A 23,915-nucleotide genomic window follows, 5' to 3' on the forward strand; every position below is an offset into this window, starting at 1 on the left:
GAAAAATATAAAGGAGCGATTCAGTTAAAGTAAATATATTTTCAACAGTATGAAATAAAAAAGAAGCGACACCACTTTAGCGGTTCACTTCTTTTTTAAATGATTTTAACGGATGACGAGCTCTGTCTCAGAGTCGAAGAAGTGAGCTTTCGTCATATCGAGTGCGAGTGTGACGTCATCACCCATGTGGATGTTCGAACGTCCATCGATGCGAGCCGTGAACTGGTGGCCACCGAGTTCGGCATACAAGTACGACTCAGCGCCCATGAGCTCAGCAACGTCGATGTGCGTGTTGAACGTGTGCGTCGTTGGCGAGTCGATGTAGATCGGCTCGTCATGGATCGATTCCGGACGGATTCCGAGAACGAGCTCTTTACCGATATAACCGCGGTCGCGGAGACCTTTCATTTTGCCTTCAGGAACGTTGATTTCCTCGCCGCTGACGATGAATTTCCCATCAGCGAGCGTACCGCGGAAGAAGTTCATCGACGGTGAACCGATGAAGCCGGCAACGAAGATGTTGTCTGGGTTGTCATATACTTCTTTCGGTGAACCGACTTGTTGGATGATTCCATCTTTCATGATGACGATACGTGTCGCGAGTGTCATCGCTTCCGTTTGGTCATGGGTTACGTAGATTGTCGTCGTGTCGAGACGGTTGTGCAATTGGATGATTTCTTTACGCATTTGAACGCGGAGCTTGGCATCCAAGTTCGAGAGCGGCTCATCCATCAAGAACACTTTCGCGTCACGGACGATGGCACGGCCGATGGCGACACGTTGACGCTGACCACCAGAGAGTGCTTTTGGTTTACGTTGAAGGTACTCTTCAAGTCCGAGGATACGGGCAGCATCTTGAACGCGGCGATCGATCTCATCTTTCGGGAACTTGCGGAGTTTCAAACCGAACGCCATGTTGTCATACACACTCATGTGCGGGTAGAGGGCGTAGTTTTGGAAAACCATCGCGATGTCGCGGTCTTTTGGTGCGACGTCGTTCATGCGCTTCCCGTCGATGATGAAATCACCGCTCGAGATTTCTTCAAGTCCTGCGATCATCCGGAGTGTCGTCGATTTACCGCAACCAGACGGTCCAACGAAAACGATGAACTCGCGGTCCTTGATGTGTAAGTTGAAATCGCTGACGGCCTTCGAGTCGCCACCTTCGTATATTTTATCGATATGATTCAATTGAATTTCTGCCATGTCGTTAGCCTCCTGAGAATCTGTTCTTGTATAATAGCGCTTACAAGACAGATTATACGATGAAACCGCTTGCATTGAATATGGACACGCTGCACAAAAACGATTACTCAGATTTGTGCAACGTGACAATCAACTGTAAAAGGCTGGCGTCATGGAAATTGCGCACGTCGTAGCCGGTCGTTTCGTAGAGCCGATCGAGCCGGTAATTGAGCGTGTTGCGATGCATAAAGAGTGCTTTCGCCGTGTGAGAGACGTTGAGCGTATGGGCGAACAACGCCTCGAGCAGCTCGAGCGTCGTCGGGTCGAGTGAGGCGTACGTCTTCGCCGTCAAGCGGGTTCGGTCGGCAAAAGACTCATGGTGTTGTAGCAAATAATGGTATAATAATTGACTAGCAGGGTAAGCTTTAGTAGAGCGTTTCGCGAGCGGGAGCAGCACTTGATGTCCCGCATAAATCGTCGCCGGTGTCCCGAGCGGACGTTCGCTGTAGACGACGTGGGCCTCGACGTAACAGTCACCGGCGATGGCACGCAACACGTCCTCGAGTTCCGCTAAGTCGACAAGCTCATCCGTCTCGATCATCTCGATATGCCGTTCGGTCATGACGATGATGTCTGCGGTCGGCATAAAGTCACGAAGCACGTCTAAAAAGGCGTCGAGCGCCTCGGGCTCTTGATAGTGCAAGACGAGGGAAGACAACCGGAACGGCCCGTCGAGACGATACGTCTCATCAAAGAGCCGTTCGCGCCAGGCGGCTTGGTTTGGGTCGGCGGCTACGACGAACGGCGTCGCCCACCATTCGAGCAAGCGTCGTTCCCGCTCTGTCAATTCGGTCTTCGGGAGCCCGAACACGGTCCCGTCATGCGCCTGATACCAGACGCAAGTGTCAGATGCGTCCTCCGACCGATGGACAACGGTCGGGAAAATCGATTTAATACGTTCAAACGTAATCAACAAAATCACCTCTTCAACAATGTATCATATTTCAGATCGGGGGCAGACAGTTTGGATAGTCTACTAAAAATATTCATTATGATCGCCATCGGGGCGACCATCGGGGGAGTGACGAACTTCTTCGCCATCAAAATGTTATTCCGGCCGCACGAGCCGAAGTATATCGGCAAAATGCGAGTACCATTCACACCTGGGCTCATTCCGAAACGACGGGACGAATTGGCGACGAGTCTCGGTAAAACGGTCGTCAAACATTTGCTGACCCCGGAAGGAATGCGCAAGCGCCTGCTAGACGAGCAAGTCAGCGGCCACATCACTCATTTCGTTCAAGGAGAAGTACAAGCGATGCTTCGCTCGGAGAAGACGATTCGTTCGCTCGTAGAACCGCTCTATCCGGACGCGGAGACGCGTGTGTTGATGGCGGCTGACGCGAGGTTGCGGGACGAGCTCGGACACGTGCTTCAAGACGTCAAGTCGCGGAAATTGTATGAACTGCTCGGTGAAGAAGGGATGGACCGCGTCCGCGCCATCGTCCCGGAAATCGTCGATACGATGCTCATCAAGTCCGAGGAATACTTTTATTCGACAGAAGGAGAGGAACAGCTCCGGCATATGGTCGATTCGTTCGTCCAACGCCGGCTCGGTTTTATCGCTGGCTTCATTCAAAACGTCAACTTTGTCGAGATGATTCGTCCAGAAATCATCAACATTTTGCGCGGCAGCTCGACCCGGACCGGCATGGCGACGATGATCACACGCGAGTTCGAGCGCTTCAGCGAACGACCGGTCGAAACGTTCCTCGACGATCGGTTAGAGGCGCGACTCATCGACGGTGTCGTCACCGAAGTCGTCACGCGTTTGCCGGTTGCGAGTCTGCTCGACCGGACCGTTTACTCGTATACGCGAGACGTGGAGAAACAAGTCGTCGAAGAACTCGTCCCAAAAGGGGTGACGCTCGTCATCGTACGATTCACGGACGAGATGGAGACGATCATGGAACGCCTGAAAATCGACCAAATCGTCCAAGAACAAGTTCGTTCCCTAGATACGTCGTATCTTGAAGAGATCGTCTTGTCGATCTCAAAACGTGAGTTCCGGGCAATAACATGGCTTGGGGCGCTATTAGGTGGTATGATTGGGTTGATTCAAGGGTTGATCGCCATCATATGAATGGCACGCCCTAATAGCTTTTAGGAGGACGTCACATGTCACAAACAAACTTGTACGATCATGCTTACCAATTGGAGAAAGCACTTCGCGATTCTGAAGAGTTCACAAACCTCTCTTCACTATACGACCGTGTCAATGCGGATGCAGAAGCGAACCAGTTGTTCGCTGACTTCCGTGAAATCCAAATGACGCTTCAACAGAAGCAAATGCAAGGCGAAGAGATCTCGGAACAAGAGATGATGGACGCCCAAACAAAAATGATGAACGTTCAACAGAACGAGTTGATCATGGAGCTCATGCAAGAAGAGCAACGGATGCACCAACTTGTCACAGAAGTGACGAAAATCATCATGAAGCCACTCGAAGAGCTGTATGCTCCGATGGTGAACGAAAACGAAGTTCAATAATGTGTACTCGCGGATGGCCACGGCCATCCGTTTTTTTTTTGTTGAGGAAGTTGTCAAACCAAACATGATAACGCTTACATAATAAGTGGTATAATACCTTTGTACGATATTTCACATGAGAGGGTGGACGTCATGGTCACCTTGGCGATTCTTGCCGTTATGATTCTGTTTTTCATCGGAGGCTGGCTCCGGGCCGACCTCGTCGCGCTGATTGGCTTATTGTTGCTCGTCTTGACAAACCAACTGACGCCGGTCGAGGCAATGGCTGGTTTTTCGAATACGGTCGTCCTCATGATTGCCGGACTGTTCATCGTCGGGGCAGGTCTGTTTCACACCGGTCTCGCCGAGCGGCTCGGGGCCGCGCTCATCCCTTATGCGAAAGGGAGTGAGGTGCGTCTATTTCTCGTCCTCATAGTCACTGTGACGGTGTTGTCGAGCCTCATGTCGAACACGGGGACGGTCGCGTTGTTAATCCCGGTCGTCCTCGCCATGTCGCGCCAAATGGGCACGAGTCCGGCGAAACTGCTCATGCCGCTTGCGTTTTTCTCGAGTATCGGCGGGACGATGACGATTATCGGGACTCCGCCGAACCTCGTCGCCGCGGAGGCGCTTCGGAGTGCCGGAGGCGAGACGTTAGGTTTCTTCTCACTCTTGCCGATCGGTCTCGTCGCAGCGGGGGTCGGCTTGCTTTACTTTTACGTGATCGGAAATCGGTTGTTGGATGTTGACGACGTACCGGATACGGTCGCACCTCATCCGATGATGCCGCCGCTGAGCGTGTATGCGTTACATGTCGGAAAAGGGCATCCGCTCATCGGTCGGGAGCTACGGGAGACGCTATGGTCCCGCCACGGGCTGACAGTGCTCGGGGAGCGCCGGAAAGGGTTGGCGCATCGCCTACACGCCGCGCGGGCGGATACGGTGCTCCATGAAGGCCGTCTACTCGTCAGCGGGGCAGAGGAAGACGTCCATCGCATCGCTCACCAGGAAGGGTTGCGTTACGAGCACGTCCCACCGCGAGACGTCTACGGGAAAGAGGCAGGCGTCGTCATCTTTACGATACCGGCCAACAGCCCGCTCATTGGGCGCTGTTTGGAAGAGAGCCGGCTCCGCAATCGATACGGTCTGAACGTCTTGCGCGTCATTCGTCCGAACGAGGAAATCGCGATGACGAGATTGAAAGATGTCCGTCTCGAACAAGGGGACATGCTCGTCACTCAAGGAGAGTGGCGGGACTTGGAGAAAGTCGGAGAAGAAACGCACTTGTTGCTCGCTAACGAGCGGGTGACCGATGTGGCGAACCGGGCTGTATCGGAACGGCACCAGCTCGCCGCTGGCATCATTATGGCCGGAATGGTCGCGCTGCTCGTCTTCGAATGGGTCGACCCGACCGTCGCCGTCTGGATCGCAGCGCTCGCGATGGTGCTCACCGGTGCGGTCCGTCATATGGACGTCGCCTACCAATCGATTCAATGGTCGTCGCTTCTTTTGATCGCGGCGATGATTCCGGTCGGCAAAGCGCTCGAGAACGCGGGGGTGATGGCGTGGCTCGTCACATGGATCAGTGAATCGTTCGGACGGTCCGGACCAGTCTGGGTGCTCATCGCGGTGTTCGGGGCGACGATGATTCTCAGTCAAATCATCTCGAATACAGCAACGGCCGTCTTGTTCGCACCGCTGGCGTTGTCACTCGCTGCGGCGCTCGAAGTCAGCCCGGTGCCGCTCGTCGTCGCCGTCGCCATCGCGGCGTCGCTCGCTTTCATGACCCCGTTCGGGTCGCCGACGAACGCGATGGTGTTCGGCATCGGCGGTTACCGCTTTTTGGACTTTGTGAAAGTCGGGCTGCCGCTTCAACTCGTGACCGCGGTCATCGCCATTCTGACGATTTTAATCATCTTCCCGTTTTAAAAATGAAAAAAGCGCCCGGATGCTCGTTGAGCCCCGGGCGCTTCATGTTACGATGCGGTTCCTTTTAGTTTTCCTGGCAGCTTGCACCGCTCGAAATAAATGAGTTGGCCGCGTCTGACGATGCGCGCCCCTTTATGCTCATGGCCGGCCTCTCGTAGCAGGCCGAGCCCTTTTTCTTTTGCCTCGCGGTCATCAGCCGCCTCGTAGGCTTCATTCAATACCATCGTGCCATCGTTTTCGAACGCAGTGATCATATACGTCTCCATCGGTCAGCCCCCTTTCCTCCATTCTAATGAATGGTGATTCATTCTTCAAGGGAAGGTTTCGTTAACTCTTCAAACGTGAGCTGCCGTGTCGACTCGGCACGGGGAATCAAATCGGAGACGGTCATACCGATTAAGCGTACCGGTTCGTTGACGGCCATCTCGTCGAACAGACGGCGGGCGAGACGTTTGATCTCGTCATGGTCGTGCGTCGGGTGGTTCAACTTGATCTGGTGACTGCGTGCCTGAAACTCGCTCGTCTTGATTTTAATCGTCACCGTCTGACAACTCAGTTCGCGCCGATCGAGCTGGCGCAAGACGTCCTCGATTTCTGGCACGACGCGCTCATAAACTTCTTCCGGGTCATCGAGGTCAAAAGCGAACGTCGTCTCGGATCCGATCGACTTCCGTTCACGGGTCGGGACGACCGGTCGGCTGTCGCGTCCATGGGCTAGTTCGTACAATTGTGTGCCACGGTCATGACCAAAGATGGCTTTTAATTCATCAGGCCGGGCTCGTTGAATATCGTGGATGAGATGGAAGCCGTGTTTGAAGAGCGTCTGGGCCGTCACTTTGCCGACGCCGTGCATCGTGTTGATCGGGAGCGGGGCGAGAAACGTCTCGACTTCAGAGGCCGTGACGACCGTGAGACCGTTCGGTTTCTCGAAACCGGAAGCGATTTTGGCGACGAATTTTGACGGGGCGACACCAGCCGAGGCGGTGAGGCCCGTCCGGCGTTTGATTTCCCCGAGAATATAGCGGGCCACGTACGTGCCTGACGTGCTCATGAGCGTGTTCTCCGTGACGTCCAAATACGCTTCGTCGAGCGATAACGGTTCGACGAGTGGTGTCACGGATTTGAAGATCTGCATCACTTGGTCGCTCACTTGACGGTATGCTTGAAAACGGGGTTTGACGAACGTCGCCTGCGGACAGAGGGCGAACGCGCGGCGCGAAGACATGGCGCTATGGACCCCGTATTTTCGCGCCTCGTAAGAACACGTCGCGACGACGCCGCGGCTGTGCGGCGCACCGCCGACAATGACCGGCTTGTCCCGCAAGTGGGGACGGTCTCGCTGTTCGACGGATGCGTAAAACGCATCCATGTCGACGTGGATGATGAGACGATCCATGAGTATCCCCTTTCTAAATTATGTTGGATACGTCTATTATACCGAACTTTTGTTCGTTGTTTTATCTTTTTGTCTTTTAATGGCCTGCTTTGTGTTCACTTGGGTCGGGAATTGTAAGAGCGAGCCGATCCAATTTTTCCGTTTCAACCAGACTTGAATGACGACGGTGAAGCCGAGGATCATCGCCCAGGCGAAGACGTACCCGAACGGCCAGTCGAGCTCGGGCATTTCTTTGAAGTTCATTCCCCAGATGGCGCCGAAAGCGACGACCGGTGTCGTGAGCGCCGTGAAGACGGTGAGCGCCTTCATAATCTCGTTGCCCCGGAAGTTTGATAGTGTCGCCGCGAGATCGGTCATCGCGATGACATCGTTTTGATAGTGTTCGATAGAAGTGAGCAACCGCTCGACCCGGTACGTGGCCAACCGATACGATTTCATTTCTTGTAACTTGAGGTCGAGGAACGCCTCGCGCCCGGCCATGAGGAGTTCTCGATACGGCACGACCGTATCGGACCAACGTTCGATCTCGCTGCGGAGTCCGAAAATCTCGTTCATGAACTCAGGCGGGACTTGTCCGCTCATCTCACGCTGGGCGATCATAAGTCGTTCCTCGTACTCGTCGATGCCGTGGAAGTAGTAGTCCATCTTTTCAGCGAGCAGTTCATAAAACGCCTCGATGGGTGTCTCGTACCGTTTCGCGGCCACGACCTCGCAGAACAAATCGTCAAATCCGATTGTCCATAAAAAATTGCGTCCAATAAAATAATGGCCGACCTTTTGCGGTTCCCGTTCAAGCTGCTCGTAGTCGAGTGTGAGTGAGCCGTACATATAGCCTTCCCCGACGATGAGTTTCGTGACGTTCGCTGTCGTCAATTGATCGAGCCAATACGTGTACGCCTCTTCATAACGCTGATCGATGTGTACGGACTCCTCGGGCCGTGTGTACCAATTCCACTTCATGTTCTATTCCTCCAATTCGATTCTCCTTCAACTATTCCCGAATTGGGAAGAAAGTTGGCATCTCACCTGAAGTTTCGTTAAGATGGAGGTACTGAATTAGAGAGAGGTGCTAACATTGGCGACAAAAATCGGACAGCTCAAAGTGGGCGACACGTTAGACCAATATGTGATGATCAAACAATCTTATCGGGGACTTGCCGGCAATGGCAAACCATACTTGACGCTCATCCTTTGTGACGAGAGCGGGGAGATTGAGACGAAGCTGTGGGACAGTGCTGACACGGAGAAATATGCGATGAAAAAAATCGTTCACGCTTCGGGTGAAGTGATGGATTATCGCGGACGGACACAATTGAAGCTGAAACAGATCTCCATCATCGAAGGCGAGACGGATATCGCACCGTACGTCCGGTCGGCACCGGTCGCGAAATCGGAACTCGAGACGGCGATCCGGTCATATATCGAAGCGATTCGACATGACGGCATGCGACAGCTCGTCGCGACGGTCGTCGAGCGGCACGAAGAGGCGTACTTCACGTACCCGGCGGCCGTGCGCCACCATCACGCCGTCTATTCGGGTCTGGCGTTCCACGTCATGTCGATGCTGAAGCTCGCCGAGACGATGTGTGACTTGTATCCACAGTTGAACCGGGACTTGCTCGTCTCAGGAGTCGTCTTGCATGACTTGGCGAAAGTCATCGAACTGTCAGATGCGATCACACCGGAATACACGCTCGAAGGAAAGCTGCTCGGACATTTGTCATTGATGGCGTCTGAAATCGAAGTCATCGCGCGTGAGCTCGGCACCGATCGTGAAGTTGTGACCTTGCTGCAACATCTCGTCCTCAGCCACCACGGAAAACCGGAATGGGGTTCGGCGAACGCGCCGCAACTTCCGGAAGCGGAGATGTTGTTTTTCATCGACAACATCGATGCGCGGATGAATATGTTCGACAAGGCGTACGAAGGCGTCGAGCCAGGTGCGTTCACGGAACGGGTCATGGCGCTCGATAATCGCGCGTTTTACAAGCCGAAACTCTAAGAAAAACGGTCGCTCTCGTTGTGAGAGCGACCGTTTTTGGCTTATTGTTCAGTTGATTCTTCAGCTGGTGCTTCTTCTGATGCTTTCACAGCTTCTTTGACTGCGTCGAACTGTTGTGATGCTTTCGCATCTTTCACATCGACGTTGTACTTCTCGATCAACTCGGCATAGATTTTGTTCGCGTCAACCGATGCAGCTTTCTCGGCTGCGAGTTCTTCACGGATGCGATCTTTCTCGTCTTCGAGTTTGAGATCTTTCTCTTTCCGGTCGACGACTTTGATGACGTGGTAACCGAACTGAGATTGAACAGGCTCAGAGATCTCACCGACGACATCTTCGCGGAACGAGTACTCTTCGAATTCAGGGACCATCGCGCCGGCTGAGAAGTAACCGAGGTCGCCGCCTTGTGCGCCTGAACCCGTATCTGTCGATTTCTCTTTGGCGAGTTCAGCGAAGTCCGCTCCGTCGTTCAATTGCTTGATGATATCTTGTGCTTCTTCTTCCGTCTCGACGAGGATATGGCTCGCTTGGACTTCAACGTTTTCTTTCGCGAATTGCGCTTCGATTTCTTCATCTGTCACGTCGACAAGTTCAGTTTTCGCTGCATCAACAAGCATTTGGCCGCGGAGGGCTTCTTTAAATTCGTCTGTGCCTGTCATGCCGGCTTGTTGAATCGCTTGCTCGAACTCTTCTTTCGAGTTGAACTGCTCTTCGGTTTTGCTGTACTCTTCGTCGACTTTGTCTTGCTCGACTTTGTCGCCGTATTCTTTCTCGAGGAGCTCGTTCATCGTTTCTTGGAACGCGAGCTGAGGGACCATGCGGTCGTAACTCATGTTCGCGATTTCACCGCGTGTGATTTCGCCGCCTTCGAATGAGACGACAGTTGAGTCGTCTGATGTGCCGCCGCCGTTCGTCGCTGCGTACGTGCCGCCTGCGCCGATTACGAGTGCGAGAGCAGATGCGCCGACGAGGGCGCCCGTTGAAAACTTCTTATCTTGTTTTTTTGGTTCATTCGTCATTCCGTTTGACATATATTCCACCCCTAAAAATCTATAAGTTTCTATGTCCGACTATATCACATTTTCCTAATCATGACAGCTGTTCTGTTACCTGTACCGTATCATAGCACACAAACGTGTCGTATAATGATGAAAGAGAATGTGAAATGATGGGGTGGGAAACGTGTCGTTAGAAGAGAAAGTGAAACAATTATCATATCAAATGGAGCTATTGATGAGATCGGTCGATTGGTCGAATCGTCCGTTCGAATATGAGATCATCCGTGCGAATTTGACGAAAGAAGAAGTGGAGGCGTTTTACGGCTTGTTGGAAGAAATCCGGCAACAACAAAACGAGCAAGGGCGGTACGGTCTCTCGTCCGTAGAGCCACTGCTCGTCAGTTTTGTCGGTATGTTACATCCGGCGCTTGATCCTGAAAAAATATTAGCCGCCTGCGTCAAGCAACAAATCGAGCTCGATGTGACAGAGCCCCTTTATCGGCAGGTCAAGCTTCTTTCGTGACCTCGTCTTCTTCCGGTCGGCGACCGGCTTCTTCCGTGATCATTTTCGACGTCTCAGCGAAGATGTCCATGAAGTTGTCGCCGTAGAGACGGCGGACGATTGCCGTGATGTCGGTCAAGTCCGGGTACTTCCCGTACAGTTCTTGAAGCGGGAGCGAGGCGCGGAAAACGCCGTTCTCTTCCGGGTCGAAAGCGTGAATCGTCTCAAGCAGGAGCGCTTCACCTTCAGGCGTCAACTGGACGTACGTATTACGCTTATCCGTTTCTTTTTTAGAGAACGTGAGCAAGCCGCGATCCTCAAGCTTCTTCGAGAAGTTGAAAGCGGTCGAAACGTGCATGACGCCATATTTCGCAATCTCGGAAATCGAGGCGCCGCCAAGCGCGTGAGCGATCCATAAAATATGGTGCTCGTTTATGTTCAAATCGAACGGTTTAATCCAATTCTGCCAGTCTTTCTCGACCGTCTTCCACAATGCTTTGCTGAGTTGAATGATTTTATGGCTATACAGCATGGCCTCAGGGCCAGTGAACTCTTTTTCGTGATCCATCTCGATCCATCCTTTCCGGATACAAAGTGACTAAAACGACGGACGATGACGACAGACAAATCAGTCAGTCTGTTTCGCTTTCGTTTCGGTCATATCTGACTGTACGTTCGAAAGCTCGTTGAGGTTTCCTTGGATCCGCTCGATAGAAGGCTGAATGTCTTGTTGATAGCGTTCGACTTCGGCTTTCACTTGATCCGCCAATGCTTTCCCTTGCAGTTTGCCTGCTTGTGCGACGTGCGATGTGTCAGCCGCAACTTTTTTGAATTGTTCTTTCAACGTAGTGATTGTAGATGCCCGATGCTGCTTCGATGCGGCATCGTTTGCTGTTCCACGAGCGAGTTTTCTCATCGTCGCAACCCCTAAAAACGCTACGACAAAGCCGAAAGCAACCCATTCTCGACGATTGTGACTCGACAATACATTCCCCTCCTCAAGCACGATGATGCTAGAATACATTCTTTTCATATTATTTTACCAAAAAAGAGTGATTAAAAACCTATATCTCAAATAAAATTTTTCAGAACATTCAATTTTGACCGAAAAATCATTTTATTTTAGAATGTAGGTAAAGGAAGGTGACCTCCAGTGAATATGCAAAAGCGTTGGATCGACGACATGTTGGACTTGTACAACGCTGCGAAACGACTCGGAGATGACACTTGGGCACACACAATCATGGAAGCACTCGAGGCGGGATATGAAGCATCCGAACAAAGCGAACAAGAGCGCAAGCAAACGTTGTTTGAAAAGCGGCTCGTCGAAATAGATGCCCGCCTACATGAATTACGAAAAGAATTTGAACAAGCCGAATCTGTCAAATCGCGTCAGCAGTTGTACGAACAGGCGATCAAATTACAAGTCGAACGGGCACAAATCGAAGAAGAGCGGAAACACCACCTCGATTCGATCAATTCAACATAAAGCAAAACGGACCGGGCGCATGCCCGGTCCGTTTCGTTTAGACGTGTTGTTTGATTTGAGAAGCCAACTGCTTGAGCGTCTCTTGTGAATACTCGTCCATGTGTGTTTCCCACTTCGCACCGAATCCGTCGTCGTGACCGAAGCGCGGAATCAAATGGATATGGAAGTGATACACGGTCTGGCCGGCAATCTCCTCGGCGTTTGACAAAACGTTCATACCGATCGCGCCGGTCTCCCGTTGAATCGCGTTCGCGATCTTCGGCACGGTTTGAAAAACGTCCGCCGCGACGTGTTCCGGGAGCTCGTAGATATTTCGGGCATGGTGTTTCGGAATGACGAGCGTGTGTCCGTTCGTCACTTGCGAGATGTCGAGAAAAGCGACGACTTCATCGTCTTCGTACACTTTGTGAGAAGGAATCTCGCTCTTCACGATTTTACAAAAAATACAGTTGTCTTCTGAGTGCATGGCACGTCCTCCATTCTGAAATGACTGTTCCTTCTCATCATAACATGGAAATTCGGGCGGAAGAACGATTGTCCTGTCCATGGATAACGACATACAATAGAAAAAAAGAGACGAAGAGGAGGGGATCGCTTGGCGTATGAGCGGACGAAAAAGAGCGGACCGAAACGCCGCCTGCGAATCTGGTTGGCGGGCACGGCTCTGCTCGCTGTTGTCGCACTGTTCCTGTACGTATACGGTTATCGGCCGGCTGCAGAAAACGAGAAAATTCACATCCGGTTCAAAGAAGCGCTGCTGACGGAAGACATCGCGTTCTTCGAACAGACCGTCGAATACGCCAACGTCCCGCTCACGCGGGCCGAAGCCATCCGTTTTGTCCGATGGTTGAACGATGAGCCGGCGCTTCGCGGCGAGGCAATCGCCGAAGTGGCCAGGGATCGCCAAAACGTGACTGCGAGCGGGGAAGGATTGTTCCGCTTGGCTGATACAGGGGAAGGGCGGTTCGGTTTCGCCGATTATCGGATCGAACTGTTGCCGCAGCGGCTAACCGTGACCGCAGATAGGCCGTTGACGAACGTTTGGCTGGACGGGACGCAGGCAGGCCGGATAGAAAAAGCGGGAGATACCGTCACCATCGAGCGGATGCCGGGCCGATATGACGTGAAGGCAGTCGCTGTCGTTGACGGAGCGACGGTGACGAAAGAAGAAGCCGTGACGCTCAGCGAAGCGACCGGGCTTGCGTTTACGCTGACGCCGGAGTCAGGCGAGACGATCGCGGGGCAGTTCGACTTAGAACGTCTGGAGTTGATTGCGATCGAGGTCGAAGCGCGGACGGGACATCCGCTCGAGACGATGGACGGGCTCCTGAATAAACGTGAAACGACCGTCCTAGAGCAACTCGGCGAACCGAACGATCGAAACGGCGTCTGGCGCTATGAAGGATTTGACGTGACGTTTGAGAGCGGGCGGGTGAGCCGGATTGACATCGACTTGGACAAACGTCCTGATGATATGGTCGCATTGCTCGGGGAGCCGAAAGAACGGGTCGATACCGACCTAGGCAAGGAGTGGCGCTATGATCGTTCGCTCGTAGAATCGATTTTCACCTTGTTCGGCCTCCAAACCGATAAACGCTTCATTGAACGGGACGGCAAGCTGTTTGTCGTTATCAGTTGAACGGGAAACGGGACCCTCATTGTTGAGGGTCCCGTTTTCGGTAGGCATTTGATTAGCGTTTACGCATAGATTTCAAGACGAACGATACGATCAAGATCAAGATAATCGCACCGAGAAGTGCTGGGATGATCGCGATGCCGCCAACTGCAGGACCGAAGTCACCGAAGATGAGGCCACCGAGCCAAGCACCGATGATACCAGCGATGATGTTACCGATAACGCCACCTGGCACATCCTTACCTAAAATAAGACCTGCTAACCAACCGATAATACCCCCGACGATTAATGTGATAATCCAACCCATAAAACATTCTCCTTTCTGTTTTGTCCATTGTTCTTACTAACAATTTTATGGAACAATGGAAGTGATGAATAAGTTTTAAAATGCCTTACAGTTCAGATTATTCCCATGTGACAGCTTTTAAAACATATATCACAAAAAAAAGTTGAAAATGAGGGGTGGAGTTTTCATGTTGCACGTCGATAAGTTGAACGGCGGTTATATAGGTAAACAAGTGTTACACGACGTCACGTTCGAGGTGAAGAAAGGTGAGCTCGTCGGGCTGATAGGGCTAAACGGGGCCGGGAAATCGACGACGATCAAACATATTTTAGGGTTGCTTGAACCTATTTCCGGATCGGTGACGGTCGATGGGGAAACCGTTCAATCATCCGAAAAGAATTATCGCAAAAAAATAAGTTATATACCCGAGACCCCTATTCTGTACGACACGTTGACCCTGCGTGAACATTTGACGCTCATGGGGAAAGCGTATGAGATTCCTGAGAGGGATTTAGAAGAACGGACAGGCCGGCTCGCTAAAAATATGCGGATGGAGAAGCAACTTGACTGGTTTCCGTCGGTCTTTTCGAAAGGGATGCGGCAAAAAGCGATGATCCTCTGTGCGCTCGTGACGAAGACACCGCTGCTCATCGTCGACGAACCGTTCGTCGGACTCGACCCGCTCGCCATTCGCCAGTTGCTCCAATTATTTGACGAGTATAAGGAAGAGAGTGCGATTTTAATGTCGACCCATATCCTCGAGACGGCAGAGCGACACTGTGATCGTTTCGTCTTTTTGCACCAAGGTGTCGTCATCGCCACCGGGACAGCGGGCGAGCTGCGTGAAAAATATGCCCTTTCGCCAGATGCCACGCTCGACGACATTTATGTCGAGGCGATCGACGTCGAGGAGCGGGCGAGATGAACGTATTTCGCACCCGGTTCGGCGTCTGGATGGAAGAAGTCGTGAAATATAGCCGCTACGTGGCGAACGGCGGCTTGTTGTTCACGTTATACTTCACCTTGATTTATGGCGCCTTCGTATATAACCAGTTTTTGAACGGACTCGATCCGTCGTTCCCAAGCGAGTGGGTCGTCGCGTTGGCTTTCCTCATCTTGCCGCTCGGTCACCGGCCGAGGACGCTGATTCAAGAAGCTGATCAAGTGTTTTTGTTACCAGAACTCGGTAGAATCCGGTCGTATATGAACGGCGTCCGCTTGTTTAACGTCGTCTTCGCGAGCATCCGTGCCTTGATCCTCATGCTCATCGTCTTGCCGCTCCTCGTCAGAACGCTTGAACTGACGTCAGCGGAAGTGTTTGCCATCGTCTTCGCGAGCGTCTTGCTCTCGGTCGTCGGGCGTCTTTCGAAACTAGAAGGGATCCGTTTCGCCGGAGTCGTGAGCGCCGTTGCGAGCAGCGCCTTGGTTTTTCTTGGCTTGCCGTTCTTGACGCCGTTGCCCGCGCTCGCCGCACTCCTCTTTCTTCATATAAGACGGAACGAACGGATTCCGCTACTTGAATGGCTCGCCCTCGAACAGACGAGCAAGGCGCAGTTCAATCGGATCGTCAGTTGGTTCGTCGACTTGCCTGAGATGCGGGAAGAAGTGAAAGAGCGTAAGCTCGTCGTGAGAATGATCGAACGTTCGGTGCTCGTCCGTGCCGATGCGGCGCGTTATATATATGGCTTACGCATCGCTCGGTCGAAAGACTCGCTCGATTTGATCATTCGGCTGTTGCTCGTTGCAGTGCTCGTCATGTGGCTTGCGGGCGGTTGGTACGTCGGCATGGTCGTGCCTTTATTCGTCGGGTTGACGGCGCTGCAGCTCGTGCCGCTCTTCAAACGGCTCGACACAGTGTCGATTGCGTCGTGGCTGCCGATCACTCGTATCGAGCGTCTCGTCGCGTATAAGTGGTGGACGCTCCGCCTTCTCGTCGGACAGGCACTCGTGCTCGGTGCGGTTTCCCTTCTTTTTGGGGCGAGCTGGGACGCTCTCGTCGGGTTGCTGTTGGCGTATGGGATTGTCCGGTATTATTTGGCGAAATTGACATGAAAACAAGGACACCCGCCGCGGGTGTCCTTGTTTATAGCGTTATTTTTTTGGAGACATGACCGAGACGCTCGACCCGAGTATTTTCGGGAGACGTGCCGGCGTGTCTGTCGGTTCTGCTGCTTCACCGTAAGCCGAGACGCCGTGTTCGGCGATGTCGAGACCGATGTCTTCTTGTTCTTCGGTGACGCGGAGTCCGATTGTCACATCGAGCAGTTTCAAGAACGCGTAGCTACCACCGCCGGCGATGACCATCGCAATCAACACACCGAGCGCCTGGACGCCGAGCTGGCCGAGTCCGCCGCCGTAAAATAGGCCGGCTGAACCGATTCCCGTGATTTCGACGAGACGAGGAGAAGCGAAGAAACCGAGTGCGAGCGTCCCGATGATACCGGCGACCCCGTGGACCGAGAAGGCACAGAGCGGGTCGTCGACGTATTTTGCCATGAGGATGCTCGTCCCGTACGTCGCGATCGAGGCGAGGGCACCGATGATGACAGCGGCCCATGGCTCGACGAACGCACAAGCGGCCGTGATCGCGACGAGGGCGCCGAGCACACCGTTGACGACGGTCGGGATATCAGCCGTCTTCTTATGAAGCATGACGATGGCGAGGGCTCCGAGAGCACCTGCGGCCGTTGCGAGCATTGTCGTCAAGGCGACGTATCCGAAGAACCCGTCTGCGACCGACATCGTCGAACCGGCATTGAAACCGAACCAGCAAAGCCAGAGGACGAGACCGCCGACGACGGTCAAGACGTGGTTGTGACCCGCGAGTGACTCTGTCTTCCGACGCGGTTTCAAGATGATCGTCGCCATGAGCGCGGCCATCCCGCCTTGAAGGTGGACGACAGCCGAACCGGCGAAGTCTTGCATACCCATCGATCCGAGAAGTCCACCAGCCCATACAGAGCGGGCGACGATCGGATAGAGAATAGCGACGAAGAAAATGCCGAATAGGACGTAGGCCGAAAGTTTAGCCCGTTCCGCAAACCCGCCCCAAGCGATGGCAAGAGCGACAGCGACAAACGATAACTGGAATAAGAACTTGATATCGATCGACACGTTCGCCCAATCGAGACTTGTGAACGAACCGTTCAAGAAGAACCCTTCCGTTCCGAACCAACGTGTCCCGTCCCCGAAAGAGAGACCAAATCCGACGGCCCAAAAGGCAAGTGCCGCCACAGAGAGGCTGATGATTTGTTTGACGGCGACGTGCCCGGCGTTCTTCGCCCGCAGCGTCCCTGTTTCTAGCAGGCCGAAGCCGAGCTGCATCGTCAAGACGAGCAGTGCCGCGATGAGTACAAACAGCGTGTCCATATAATACAAGATGTCTTCCATGTTGCGATTCCTCCTTTATTCGTCGGTGTGGGTGAAAAGTTGTTTTCAGTTTAAGTCGAAATAAACGAGCTGGATTGCATTTTGTCAGATTATCTGACATAGTTTTTTTCAAAAGGGAGGAGCGGGCAGGATGGACTATAAATCAAAGAAAGTGATTGGAATGGGCGTCATCACTGAATTGACCGGACTTTCGGAGCGGCAAATTCGCTATTATGAAGCGAAAGGCCTGATCTTTCCTGAACGAACAAAAGGCGGGTCACGTAAATATTCTTTCCATGACGTCGAACGATTGATCGATGTCGCTTCAAAACTTGAAGACGGGTGGCGAATCCAGGATATTAAGGAACGGGAGAAGCGCCTGTCGACGAAACAGCGTGATGAAATGATCCGTGGTCAGCTCAACTCGGCATTCCGCACGTATCCGACAAAGAAATGACACAAAGTAAACACAATGAAAATGCTTCACATTAGCATTATTCTAATTCATTTCTGTATAATGTTTTTGAGTTCACATACCTATAGAAGAAGAGTGTAGGAGAAATATAGAGGGGAATGACGCGACGTATGAACGATACTATTTTAAAGGCGTTTCGAGGAGAGGCGACAGACTATGTGCCTGTCTGGTATATGCGCCAAGCGGGACGCTACCAACCGGAATATCGGGAGATTAAAAAGACGAGGACGCTGTTTGAGATCACGCATGATCCGGAACTTTGCGCCTATGTGACCGAGCTTCCGGTCAAACAGCTCGGTGTCGACGCGGCCATTCTGTACAAGGACATCATGACGCCACTGCCTTCGATGGGCGTCGATGTCGAGATCAAGAGCGGCATCGGTCCGGTCATTGACAACCCGTACCGGACGATGGAAGATGTCGAGAGCTTGAAACCGCTCAACACGGATGATATTTCGTACGTGTTCGAGACGATTCGTTTGCTTCGGGAACGTCTTGATGTACCACTCATCGGGTTTTCAGGGGCACCGTTCACACTCGCGAGCTACATGATCGAAGGCGGACCATCGAAGAGCTACCATCGGACGAAAGCACTCATGTACGCCGAGCCGGACGTATGGAACGCGCTCATGGAAAAATTGGGGGACATGGTCATCACGTACGCGAAAGCGCAGGCCGAGGCCGGCATCCAAGCGTTCCAACTGTTCGACTCGTGGGTCGGGACGCTCAGCCGTAAAGACTACGCCCGTTACATCAAGCCGACGACAGAGCGCATCTTTAGCGAGTTGCGCACGCTCGATATCCCGCTCATCATGCACGGTGTCGGCGCGAGCCATCAAGTTGAAGAGTGGAACAGCTTGCCGATCGACGTCGTCGGTCTCGACTGGCGCTTGTCGGTCCAGGAAGCTCGTGACCGTGGCGTCACGAAAGCAGTCCAAGGGAACTTGGACCCGTCGTTCTTGCTCGCACCATGGCCGGTCATCGAGGAGAAAGTGAAAGAGATCCTTGATGAGGGCATGAAGCAACCAGGGTACGTCTTCAACTTGGGACATGGGGTGTTCCCAGAAGTCGATCCATCTGTACTCGTCAAATTGACAGCATTCATCCACGATTACTCACGTGAAAAAATGGGAGGCAAATCATCATGAAAACAGTCGGACTACTCGTAATGGCTTATGGCACACCGTACAAGCCTGAAGACATCGAACGTTACTACACGCACATTCGTTACGGCCGTAAGCCGTCACCGGAAGCGCTTCAAGATTTGACAGAACGCTATGAGGCGATCGGCGGGGTATCTCCGCTCGCGAAGATCACGATCGACCAAGCCGAGACGCTTCGTGACATTTTGAACGAGCGTCACGCCGGTGAGATCGAGTTCAAATTGTACATCGGTCTGAAACACATCGAACCGTTCGTCGAAGATGCTGTCGCGCAAATGGCGAACGACGGCATTAAAGAAGCGGTGTCGGTCGTATTGGCCCCGCATTATTCGTCATATAGCGTCAAGTCTTACAACGGACGTGCCCATGAAGAAGCGGCGAAATACGGAATCGAGATCCGCTCTGTCGAGTCGTGGTACAATGAGCCGAAATTTATCAACTGGTGGGCAGAAGCGATCAAAGAGACGTTCGCGAACTTGCCGGTACCGGCTGAGAAAGCGTGCTTGATCGTGTCGGCACACAGTCTCCCTGAGAAGATCTTGGCAGGCGGCGACCCGTATCCGGATCAATTGAAAGAGACGGCGGACAAAATCGCCCAAGCGGCCGGTATCCCGCATTACGAGGTCGGTTGGCAGTCAGAAGGCAACACGCCTGACCCATGGATCGGACCGGACGTCCAAGATTTGACGGCTGAACTTTATGAAAAGCATGGTTATGAGGCGTTCGTCTACACGCCGGTCGGATTCGTCGCAGACCACCTCGAAGTTCTCTTCGACAACGACGTGGAGTGTAAAGTCGTCTGTGATCGACTCGGTGTTCACTACGCGCGTCCGAACATGCCAAACGCGGAGCGGAGCTTCATCGAAGCCGTCGCGGATCGGATGGAAAGCGTGATCGTGCATCATGCGTAATTTGACGATTGTCGGCGGTGGGATCACAGGTCTCACCGCCGCTTTTTATGCCGAACGCTATTTGCCGGAAGACGTGACGATCACGTTGCTCGAAGCGAGCGATCGACTCGGTGGGAAGATCGACACGTTTGAGACGGGAGAGTTCGCGGTCGAGCGCGGTCCCGATTCTTACGTGTTTCGAAAGACGGCGATGACAGAGTTGATCCAAGACGTCGGGCTCGGCGATGAGATCGTCCGCAACGGCGTCGGTCAGGCGTACGTCCTGCACCATGACGGCCTTCACCCGATCCCGAAACAGACGGTGATGGGTTTTCCGCTCTATGTCGACCCATTAAAACACACGACACTCTTATCGGAAGCGGAACATGCTGCGCTTCGGGAGATGTTGTTGTCACCGCCGAACGTCGAGCCCCCAGAGACGGACGTCTCGCTCGGACTCTATTTGCGCGAACGGGTGGGAGACCCGATCGTCGACCGTCTGATCGAACCGCTCTTGTCGGGAATTTATGCCGGAGATATCGACAAGATGAGCGCGTTGTCGACGTTCCCGCAGTTCATCGAAGGAGAGAAGCGGTACGGAAACTTATACGAAGGGATGCGTCACCTTCGTCCCGAACAACGTGTCGCCGAAGTCGGTGCGAAGAAAGTCGGCCAGTTCGCCTCGCTCAAACGCGGGTTGAAATCGTTGACGGACCGGATCGCGGAACGGCTCGAACGGACGGAGGTCATCTTGAACTGTTCGGTCGAACAAGTCGAAGAGTTGGCGACCGGCTATCGGTTGCTCACGAATCGCGGCGACATCGACTCCGAGCGTCTGATTTTGACCGTGCCACCGCGTCTCATTCGTCAGTTTTTACCGAAAGTCGACAGCGATTTTTTGGCCGAGATGAAACCGCACGCCACGGCGACGTGTTCGCTCGTCTTTAAAGAAGGCGACATCGAGTTCCCGTTCGTCGGGACCGGCTTTGTCACAAGTCAAGAAGCGGACGTCGTGATCACGGCATGCACGTTCATCGATCAAAAATGGCCGCACGCCGTGCCGGATGGCTATCATGTCCTCCGCGTCTTCCTCGGTCGTCCCGGTGCCGATGACATCGTCGAGGCATCGGACGAAGAGATTGTCGCGACGGCGCTCCGTGACCTCGGCGGACTGATGACGATTCACACGGAGCCGCGCCAAGCCGTCGTCAGCCGTTTACGCGACGGCCTCCCGCCATATGCGGTCTTCCATTCGGATCGCGTTCGAGCGCTCCGGGCCGAGATGGGTCGCGTCTATCCGGGCGTGTTGCTCGCCGGGATCGCTTACGACGGGATCGGCATGCCGGATTGTATAAAGAGTGTCCATGAACAAATCAAACAGTTGGCCGCGCAAGGTTAAGGATTTATGAAGAGAGGTGTCGGATTTTTCCGTCGGCCTCTCTTTTTGTTATAGTTAGAGACGAAAGAGAAAAAAGGAGTGGATGTTGATGACAACGTATAAACTGTTCGTATCGGACATGGATGGGACGATTTTGCACAACCACACAAAAATTGCGCCGGAAACGGCTGAAATCGTACGCGCCGCCGAAGAACAAGGAATTCGCTTTGCGATTGCGACGGGACGCAACTACTTCAACGCGAAAGAAATCCTCGACGAAGTCGGGCTCGTCTGCCCGATCGTCTCATCGAACGGAGGACGGGTCTTGACGGAGACAGGGGAAGTGCTCCATGAGATCGACTTGACGACGGAAGAAGCGCTCGAGGTCGTATCGGTGTTGCATCAAGACCATAAGTATGCGGACGTCTTCTATGAGATGTATTCAGAGGCAGGACTCGTCGCGAGCCGGCTCGATTTGATTGAGGCGACGATGGAGAACTTGAAGCAAAACGGCGATGATCGTTCGCTTGAGATGTATGAGTTCTTCCGGAAGCGCTACTATGTCAACGAGGACGTTCGTCTCGTCGATGACATCGAGGACTTCATTAAAAACGAGGCGGGGCGCGTCTACAAGTTTATCGCCTTCTCGAGCCACTTTGAAAAAATGTCGTCGTTGTGGACGGAAATCGATGAGCGTGTCGAAGGTGTTTACGTCACGTCTTCAGGCAATGACAACATCGAGGTGATGGCGAACGGGGCCGACAAAGGGCACGGCGTCCGAAAACTCGCCGAGCATTTTGGCGTCGACTTGTCCGAAGTCGTCGTCATCGGCGACAACTTGAACGATGTGCCGATGTTCGAAGTTGCCGGCAAGGCGATCGCGATGGCGAACAGCCACGAGGAGTTGATCAAAATCAGCCATCACGTCACCGAGCGGCATGACGAGTACGGGGTTGCCAACGCATTGAAACGCGTCATGAACGGAGAATGGAAGTAATTCATTTGTCGAGGCGCTCACGCGTCTCGTATAATGAACGTAACGATTAGTCACTAGGAGGACGAACACTGTGAAATTCATCTTCAACCCGGACATCCGGGACCCGAAACTCAACTTGGCAGTCGAGGAGTACATCCTCAAACATCTGAACGTCGAGCATGAGGATTACTTCTTGTTCTATATTAACGGACCGTCAATCATCATCGGTAAAAACCAGAACACGTCAGAAGAAGTCAACTTGAAGTATATCGAGGAGAACGGGATTGACGTCGTCCGCCGTCTCTCGGGCGGCGGTGCCGTCTATCACGACGAAGGGAACTTGAACTTCAGCTTCATCACAAAAGATGATGGCAACTCGTTCAACAACTATAAGAAGTTCACGCAACCGATCGTCGACGCTTTGAAACAACTCGGTGTCGAGGCGGAATTGACGGGTCGCAACGACATCCAAGTCGGCGAACGGAAAATCAGCGGCAACGCCCAGTTCACGACACGCGGCCGTATGTTCAGCCACGGGACGCTCATGTTCAACTCGAACATCGAGGAAGTCGTCAACTCGCTCAACGTCTCGGAAGAGAAGATGCGCTCTAAAGGCATCAAATCAGTCCGGAGCCGTGTCGCCAATATCACTGAATTCCTCGAGGAAGAGATGGCGATGGAACGGTTCGTCGAAGCGTTGCTTCACTCGATTTATGACGGTCAAGAGCCAGAACGCTATGTGCTTCGTGACGAGGACTGGGAAATCGTCCAAGATATCTCGAAAGAGCGCTATGCGAACTGGGACTGGAACTTCGGCAAGTCTCCGAAGTTCGACGTCGAGTCGAAACGCCGCTTCCCGATCGGTACGATCGATGTCCGGTTGAACGTCAACAAAGGGACGATTACGGAAGCGAAAATTTACGGGGACTTCTTCGGCGTCGGTGACATCCATGACGTCGAGCAGGCTCTCGTCGGGACGCGCTTCGAACGCGGGGCGATTCGGGAACAATTATCACACCTTGACGTCAAACATTACTTTGGCAACGTCGAGCTCGAAGAACTCGTCGATCTCATTAGCTGAGGCGGGTCGACAGCCAGGATGGTCTCATTACGAGATCATCCTTTTTTGGCGGTTTCGTGAAACATCGCGCGCGGCATTGCGACAGCACTCACGGAGGCGTATTATAATCAGTGCAAGCGCTTTCGTAAACTGAATCGATGTTGAGGAGGAATTAAGATGTGCCGTTTCATCACAGAATGGATGGACACGAACTGGATGTGGGTGACCGATCAGCCGACGTTTGAGCGCGCCGTGCGAGCGATTGGTCTTGAATTAGAAGGAAGAGGAATCGTCGCGGACACGTTCACCCGAGCCGTCCTCGAGCAAGAACGGACGATTCCGTCCGGTGTGAGCGATGTCGCGGTCCCGGTCGCCGTCATCGACGTCCCGCGTTATGCGGCCCGGCTTGACGGCATCACGCTGTTGCATTTGAATCAACCGTTCGATGTTGGGACGATTGCCGGGGGACCGGTCCGGGCAGAAATGATGTTCATCGTCACGGCGACGACAGACGAGCGCAAGGAAGCGTATCATAAACTGCTCGACGACCTGCTCATGGACGACGAGGCGCTGCAAGCGCTCGTGCACGTACAAAGCCGGAGCGGATTATATCATTTGCAGGCGATGAATTTGAAAGCGTTTTCTTCCTGAG

27 protein-coding genes are annotated in these 23,915 nt (G+C 53.1%); 16 read left to right on the forward strand and 11 right to left on the reverse strand.

Annotated elements, in window-relative coordinates; all coding sequences use genetic code 11:
* Positions 1-105 precede the first annotated feature (105 nt).
* Both JJU47_RS04715 and JJU47_RS04720 read right to left on the reverse strand, forming a co-directional pair.
* Positions 106-1,206, reverse strand: coding sequence for an ABC transporter ATP-binding protein (locus JJU47_RS04715; protein ID WP_228616623.1), 1,101 nt, complete (start codon positions 1,204-1,206; stop codon positions 106-108).
* Between the two features lie 103 nt (positions 1,207-1,309).
* Complete coding sequence (locus JJU47_RS04720; RefSeq protein WP_228616625.1) at positions 1,310-2,167, reverse strand: PucR family transcriptional regulator; 858 nt, start codon at positions 2,165-2,167, stop codon at positions 1,310-1,312.
* Between the two features lie 69 nt (positions 2,168-2,236).
* Here JJU47_RS04720 and JJU47_RS04725 point away from each other — a divergent pair, with 69 nt between their 5' ends.
* The 3 genes from JJU47_RS04725 (at position 2,237) to JJU47_RS04735 (ending at position 5,643) form a co-directional block, all read left to right on the forward strand.
* Positions 2,237-3,328 (forward strand): DUF445 domain-containing protein, encoded by a 1,092-nt coding sequence (locus tag JJU47_RS04725; RefSeq protein ID WP_483298118.1) that lies wholly within the window; start codon positions 2,237-2,239, stop codon positions 3,326-3,328.
* 35 nt (positions 3,329-3,363) lie between these two features.
* A complete protein-coding gene (locus JJU47_RS04730; RefSeq protein ID WP_024371783.1) occupies positions 3,364-3,735 on the forward strand; it encodes a YlbF/YmcA family competence regulator in 372 nt (123 codons plus the stop codon).
* A gap of 132 nt (positions 3,736-3,867) precedes the next feature.
* Complete coding sequence (locus JJU47_RS04735; protein WP_228616630.1) at positions 3,868-5,643, forward strand: SLC13 family permease; 1,776 nt, start codon at positions 3,868-3,870, stop codon at positions 5,641-5,643.
* A gap of 47 nt (positions 5,644-5,690) precedes the next feature.
* Here JJU47_RS04735 and JJU47_RS04740 read toward each other — a convergent pair whose 3' ends face one another.
* From JJU47_RS04740 to JJU47_RS04750, 3 genes are read right to left on the reverse strand one after another with little or no spacing between them, the layout of a single operon-like run.
* Positions 5,691-5,909, reverse strand: coding sequence for a YhzD family protein (locus JJU47_RS04740; RefSeq protein WP_228616632.1), 219 nt, complete (start codon positions 5,907-5,909; stop codon positions 5,691-5,693).
* A gap of 38 nt (positions 5,910-5,947) precedes the next feature.
* The gene (gene dinB, locus JJU47_RS04745) at positions 5,948-7,039 is read right to left on the reverse strand and encodes a DNA polymerase IV (protein ID WP_228616634.1); all 1,092 of its coding nucleotides are present in this window, start codon (positions 7,037-7,039) and stop codon (positions 5,948-5,950) included.
* 36 nt (positions 7,040-7,075) lie between these two features.
* Positions 7,076-7,999, reverse strand: coding sequence for a CorA family divalent cation transporter (locus JJU47_RS04750; protein WP_228616636.1), 924 nt, complete (start codon positions 7,997-7,999; stop codon positions 7,076-7,078).
* 115 nt (positions 8,000-8,114) lie between these two features.
* On the opposite strand from JJU47_RS04750, the gene JJU47_RS04755 reads away from it, so the two are divergent.
* A complete protein-coding gene (locus JJU47_RS04755) occupies positions 8,115-9,041 on the forward strand; it encodes an HD domain-containing protein (RefSeq protein WP_024371788.1) in 927 nt (308 codons plus the stop codon).
* Between the two features lie 41 nt (positions 9,042-9,082).
* On the opposite strand, the gene JJU47_RS04760 is transcribed toward JJU47_RS04755, so the two are convergent.
* On the reverse strand, positions 9,083-10,072 hold the full coding sequence (locus JJU47_RS04760) for a peptidylprolyl isomerase (RefSeq protein ID WP_228616638.1): 990 nt from the start codon (positions 10,070-10,072) through the stop codon (positions 9,083-9,085).
* Between the two features lie 151 nt (positions 10,073-10,223).
* On the opposite strand from JJU47_RS04760, the gene JJU47_RS04765 reads away from it, so the two are divergent.
* Positions 10,224-10,562: a DUF1878 family protein gene (locus JJU47_RS04765; RefSeq protein ID WP_228616640.1), complete on the forward strand. Its 339-nt coding sequence runs from the start codon at positions 10,224-10,226 to the stop codon at positions 10,560-10,562.
* Here the strand turns inward: JJU47_RS04765 and JJU47_RS04770 are convergent.
* Positions 10,546-11,109, reverse strand: coding sequence for an HTH-type transcriptional regulator Hpr (locus JJU47_RS04770; RefSeq protein WP_024371791.1), 564 nt, complete (start codon positions 11,107-11,109; stop codon positions 10,546-10,548). The two genes, JJU47_RS04765 and JJU47_RS04770, sit on opposite strands and share 17 nt — an antisense overlap.
* Before the next feature lie 60 nt (positions 11,110-11,169).
* Positions 11,170-11,457, reverse strand: coding sequence for a hypothetical protein (locus JJU47_RS04775; RefSeq protein WP_228616642.1), 288 nt, complete (start codon positions 11,455-11,457; stop codon positions 11,170-11,172).
* 243 nt (positions 11,458-11,700) lie between these two features.
* On the opposite strand from JJU47_RS04775, the gene JJU47_RS04780 reads away from it, so the two are divergent.
* Entirely contained in the window at positions 11,701-12,030 is a 330-nt protein-coding gene (locus JJU47_RS04780; protein ID WP_228616644.1) for a hypothetical protein, read from the forward strand.
* Between the two features lie 37 nt (positions 12,031-12,067).
* Here JJU47_RS04780 and JJU47_RS04785 read toward each other — a convergent pair whose 3' ends face one another.
* The gene (locus JJU47_RS04785; RefSeq protein ID WP_228616646.1) at positions 12,068-12,496 is read right to left on the reverse strand and encodes an HIT family protein; all 429 of its coding nucleotides are present in this window, start codon (positions 12,494-12,496) and stop codon (positions 12,068-12,070) included.
* 129 nt (positions 12,497-12,625) lie between these two features.
* On the opposite strand from JJU47_RS04785, the gene JJU47_RS04790 reads away from it, so the two are divergent.
* On the forward strand, positions 12,626-13,669 hold the full coding sequence (locus tag JJU47_RS04790; RefSeq protein WP_228616648.1) for a hypothetical protein: 1,044 nt from the start codon (positions 12,626-12,628) through the stop codon (positions 13,667-13,669).
* Positions 13,670-13,721: 52 nt separating this feature from the next.
* Here JJU47_RS04790 and JJU47_RS04795 read toward each other — a convergent pair whose 3' ends face one another.
* On the reverse strand, positions 13,722-13,973 hold the full coding sequence (locus JJU47_RS04795; RefSeq protein ID WP_228616650.1) for a GlsB/YeaQ/YmgE family stress response membrane protein: 252 nt from the start codon (positions 13,971-13,973) through the stop codon (positions 13,722-13,724).
* Between the two features lie 166 nt (positions 13,974-14,139).
* Between JJU47_RS04795 and JJU47_RS04800 the strand changes: the two genes are divergently transcribed.
* Together JJU47_RS04800 and JJU47_RS04805 are read left to right on the forward strand one after the other, a co-directional pair.
* Positions 14,140-14,877, forward strand: a complete 738-nt coding sequence (locus JJU47_RS04800; RefSeq protein WP_228616653.1) for an ABC transporter ATP-binding protein — start codon at positions 14,140-14,142, stop codon at positions 14,875-14,877.
* The gene (locus JJU47_RS04805; RefSeq protein ID WP_228616655.1) at positions 14,874-16,004 is read left to right on the forward strand and encodes an ABC transporter permease; all 1,131 of its coding nucleotides are present in this window, start codon (positions 14,874-14,876) and stop codon (positions 16,002-16,004) included. Before JJU47_RS04800 ends, JJU47_RS04805 begins: the two co-directional genes overlap by 4 nt.
* Positions 16,005-16,043: 39 nt before the next feature.
* Here the strand turns inward: JJU47_RS04805 and JJU47_RS04810 are convergent, their stop codons facing one another.
* Complete coding sequence (locus JJU47_RS04810) at positions 16,044-17,342, reverse strand: ammonium transporter (protein ID WP_228616657.1); 1,299 nt, start codon at positions 17,340-17,342, stop codon at positions 16,044-16,046.
* A gap of 130 nt (positions 17,343-17,472) precedes the next feature.
* Here JJU47_RS04810 and JJU47_RS04815 point away from each other — a divergent pair, with 130 nt between their 5' ends.
* From JJU47_RS04815 to JJU47_RS04845, 7 genes are all read left to right on the forward strand, one after another.
* Positions 17,473-17,778 carry a MerR family transcriptional regulator gene (locus JJU47_RS04815; RefSeq protein ID WP_228616659.1) on the forward strand — a complete coding sequence of 102 codons (306 nt, stop codon included), beginning with the start codon at positions 17,473-17,475 and terminating at the stop codon, positions 17,776-17,778.
* Between the two features lie 116 nt (positions 17,779-17,894).
* Positions 17,895-18,944, forward strand: coding sequence for a uroporphyrinogen decarboxylase (gene hemE, locus JJU47_RS04820; protein ID WP_228616661.1), 1,050 nt, complete (start codon positions 17,895-17,897; stop codon positions 18,942-18,944).
* Positions 18,941-19,870 carry a ferrochelatase gene (hemH, locus tag JJU47_RS04825; protein ID WP_228616663.1) on the forward strand — a complete coding sequence of 310 codons (930 nt, stop codon included), beginning with the start codon at positions 18,941-18,943 and terminating at the stop codon, positions 19,868-19,870. The genes hemE and hemH overlap by 4 nt, the downstream gene beginning before the upstream one ends.
* Positions 19,863-21,248 (forward strand): protoporphyrinogen oxidase, encoded by a 1,386-nt coding sequence (gene hemG / locus JJU47_RS04830; protein WP_228616665.1) that lies wholly within the window; start codon positions 19,863-19,865, stop codon positions 21,246-21,248. Before hemH ends, hemG begins: the two co-directional genes overlap by 8 nt.
* An 88-nt stretch (positions 21,249-21,336) precedes the next feature.
* On the forward strand, positions 21,337-22,224 hold the full coding sequence (locus JJU47_RS04835) for an HAD family hydrolase (protein WP_228616667.1): 888 nt from the start codon (positions 21,337-21,339) through the stop codon (positions 22,222-22,224).
* A gap of 70 nt (positions 22,225-22,294) precedes the next feature.
* On the forward strand, positions 22,295-23,284 hold the full coding sequence (gene lplA / locus JJU47_RS04840) for a lipoate--protein ligase (protein WP_228616669.1): 990 nt from the start codon (positions 22,295-22,297) through the stop codon (positions 23,282-23,284).
* Positions 23,285-23,440: 156 nt separating this feature from the next.
* Complete coding sequence (locus tag JJU47_RS04845) at positions 23,441-23,914, forward strand: PTS sugar transporter subunit IIA (protein WP_228616672.1); 474 nt, start codon at positions 23,441-23,443, stop codon at positions 23,912-23,914.
* Position 23,915: the final 1 nt, after the last annotated feature.

Source organism: Exiguobacterium sp., from assembly GCF_020832205.1.
In the GTDB taxonomy this organism is placed as follows: domain Bacteria; phylum Bacillota; class Bacilli; order Exiguobacteriales; family Exiguobacteriaceae; genus Exiguobacterium.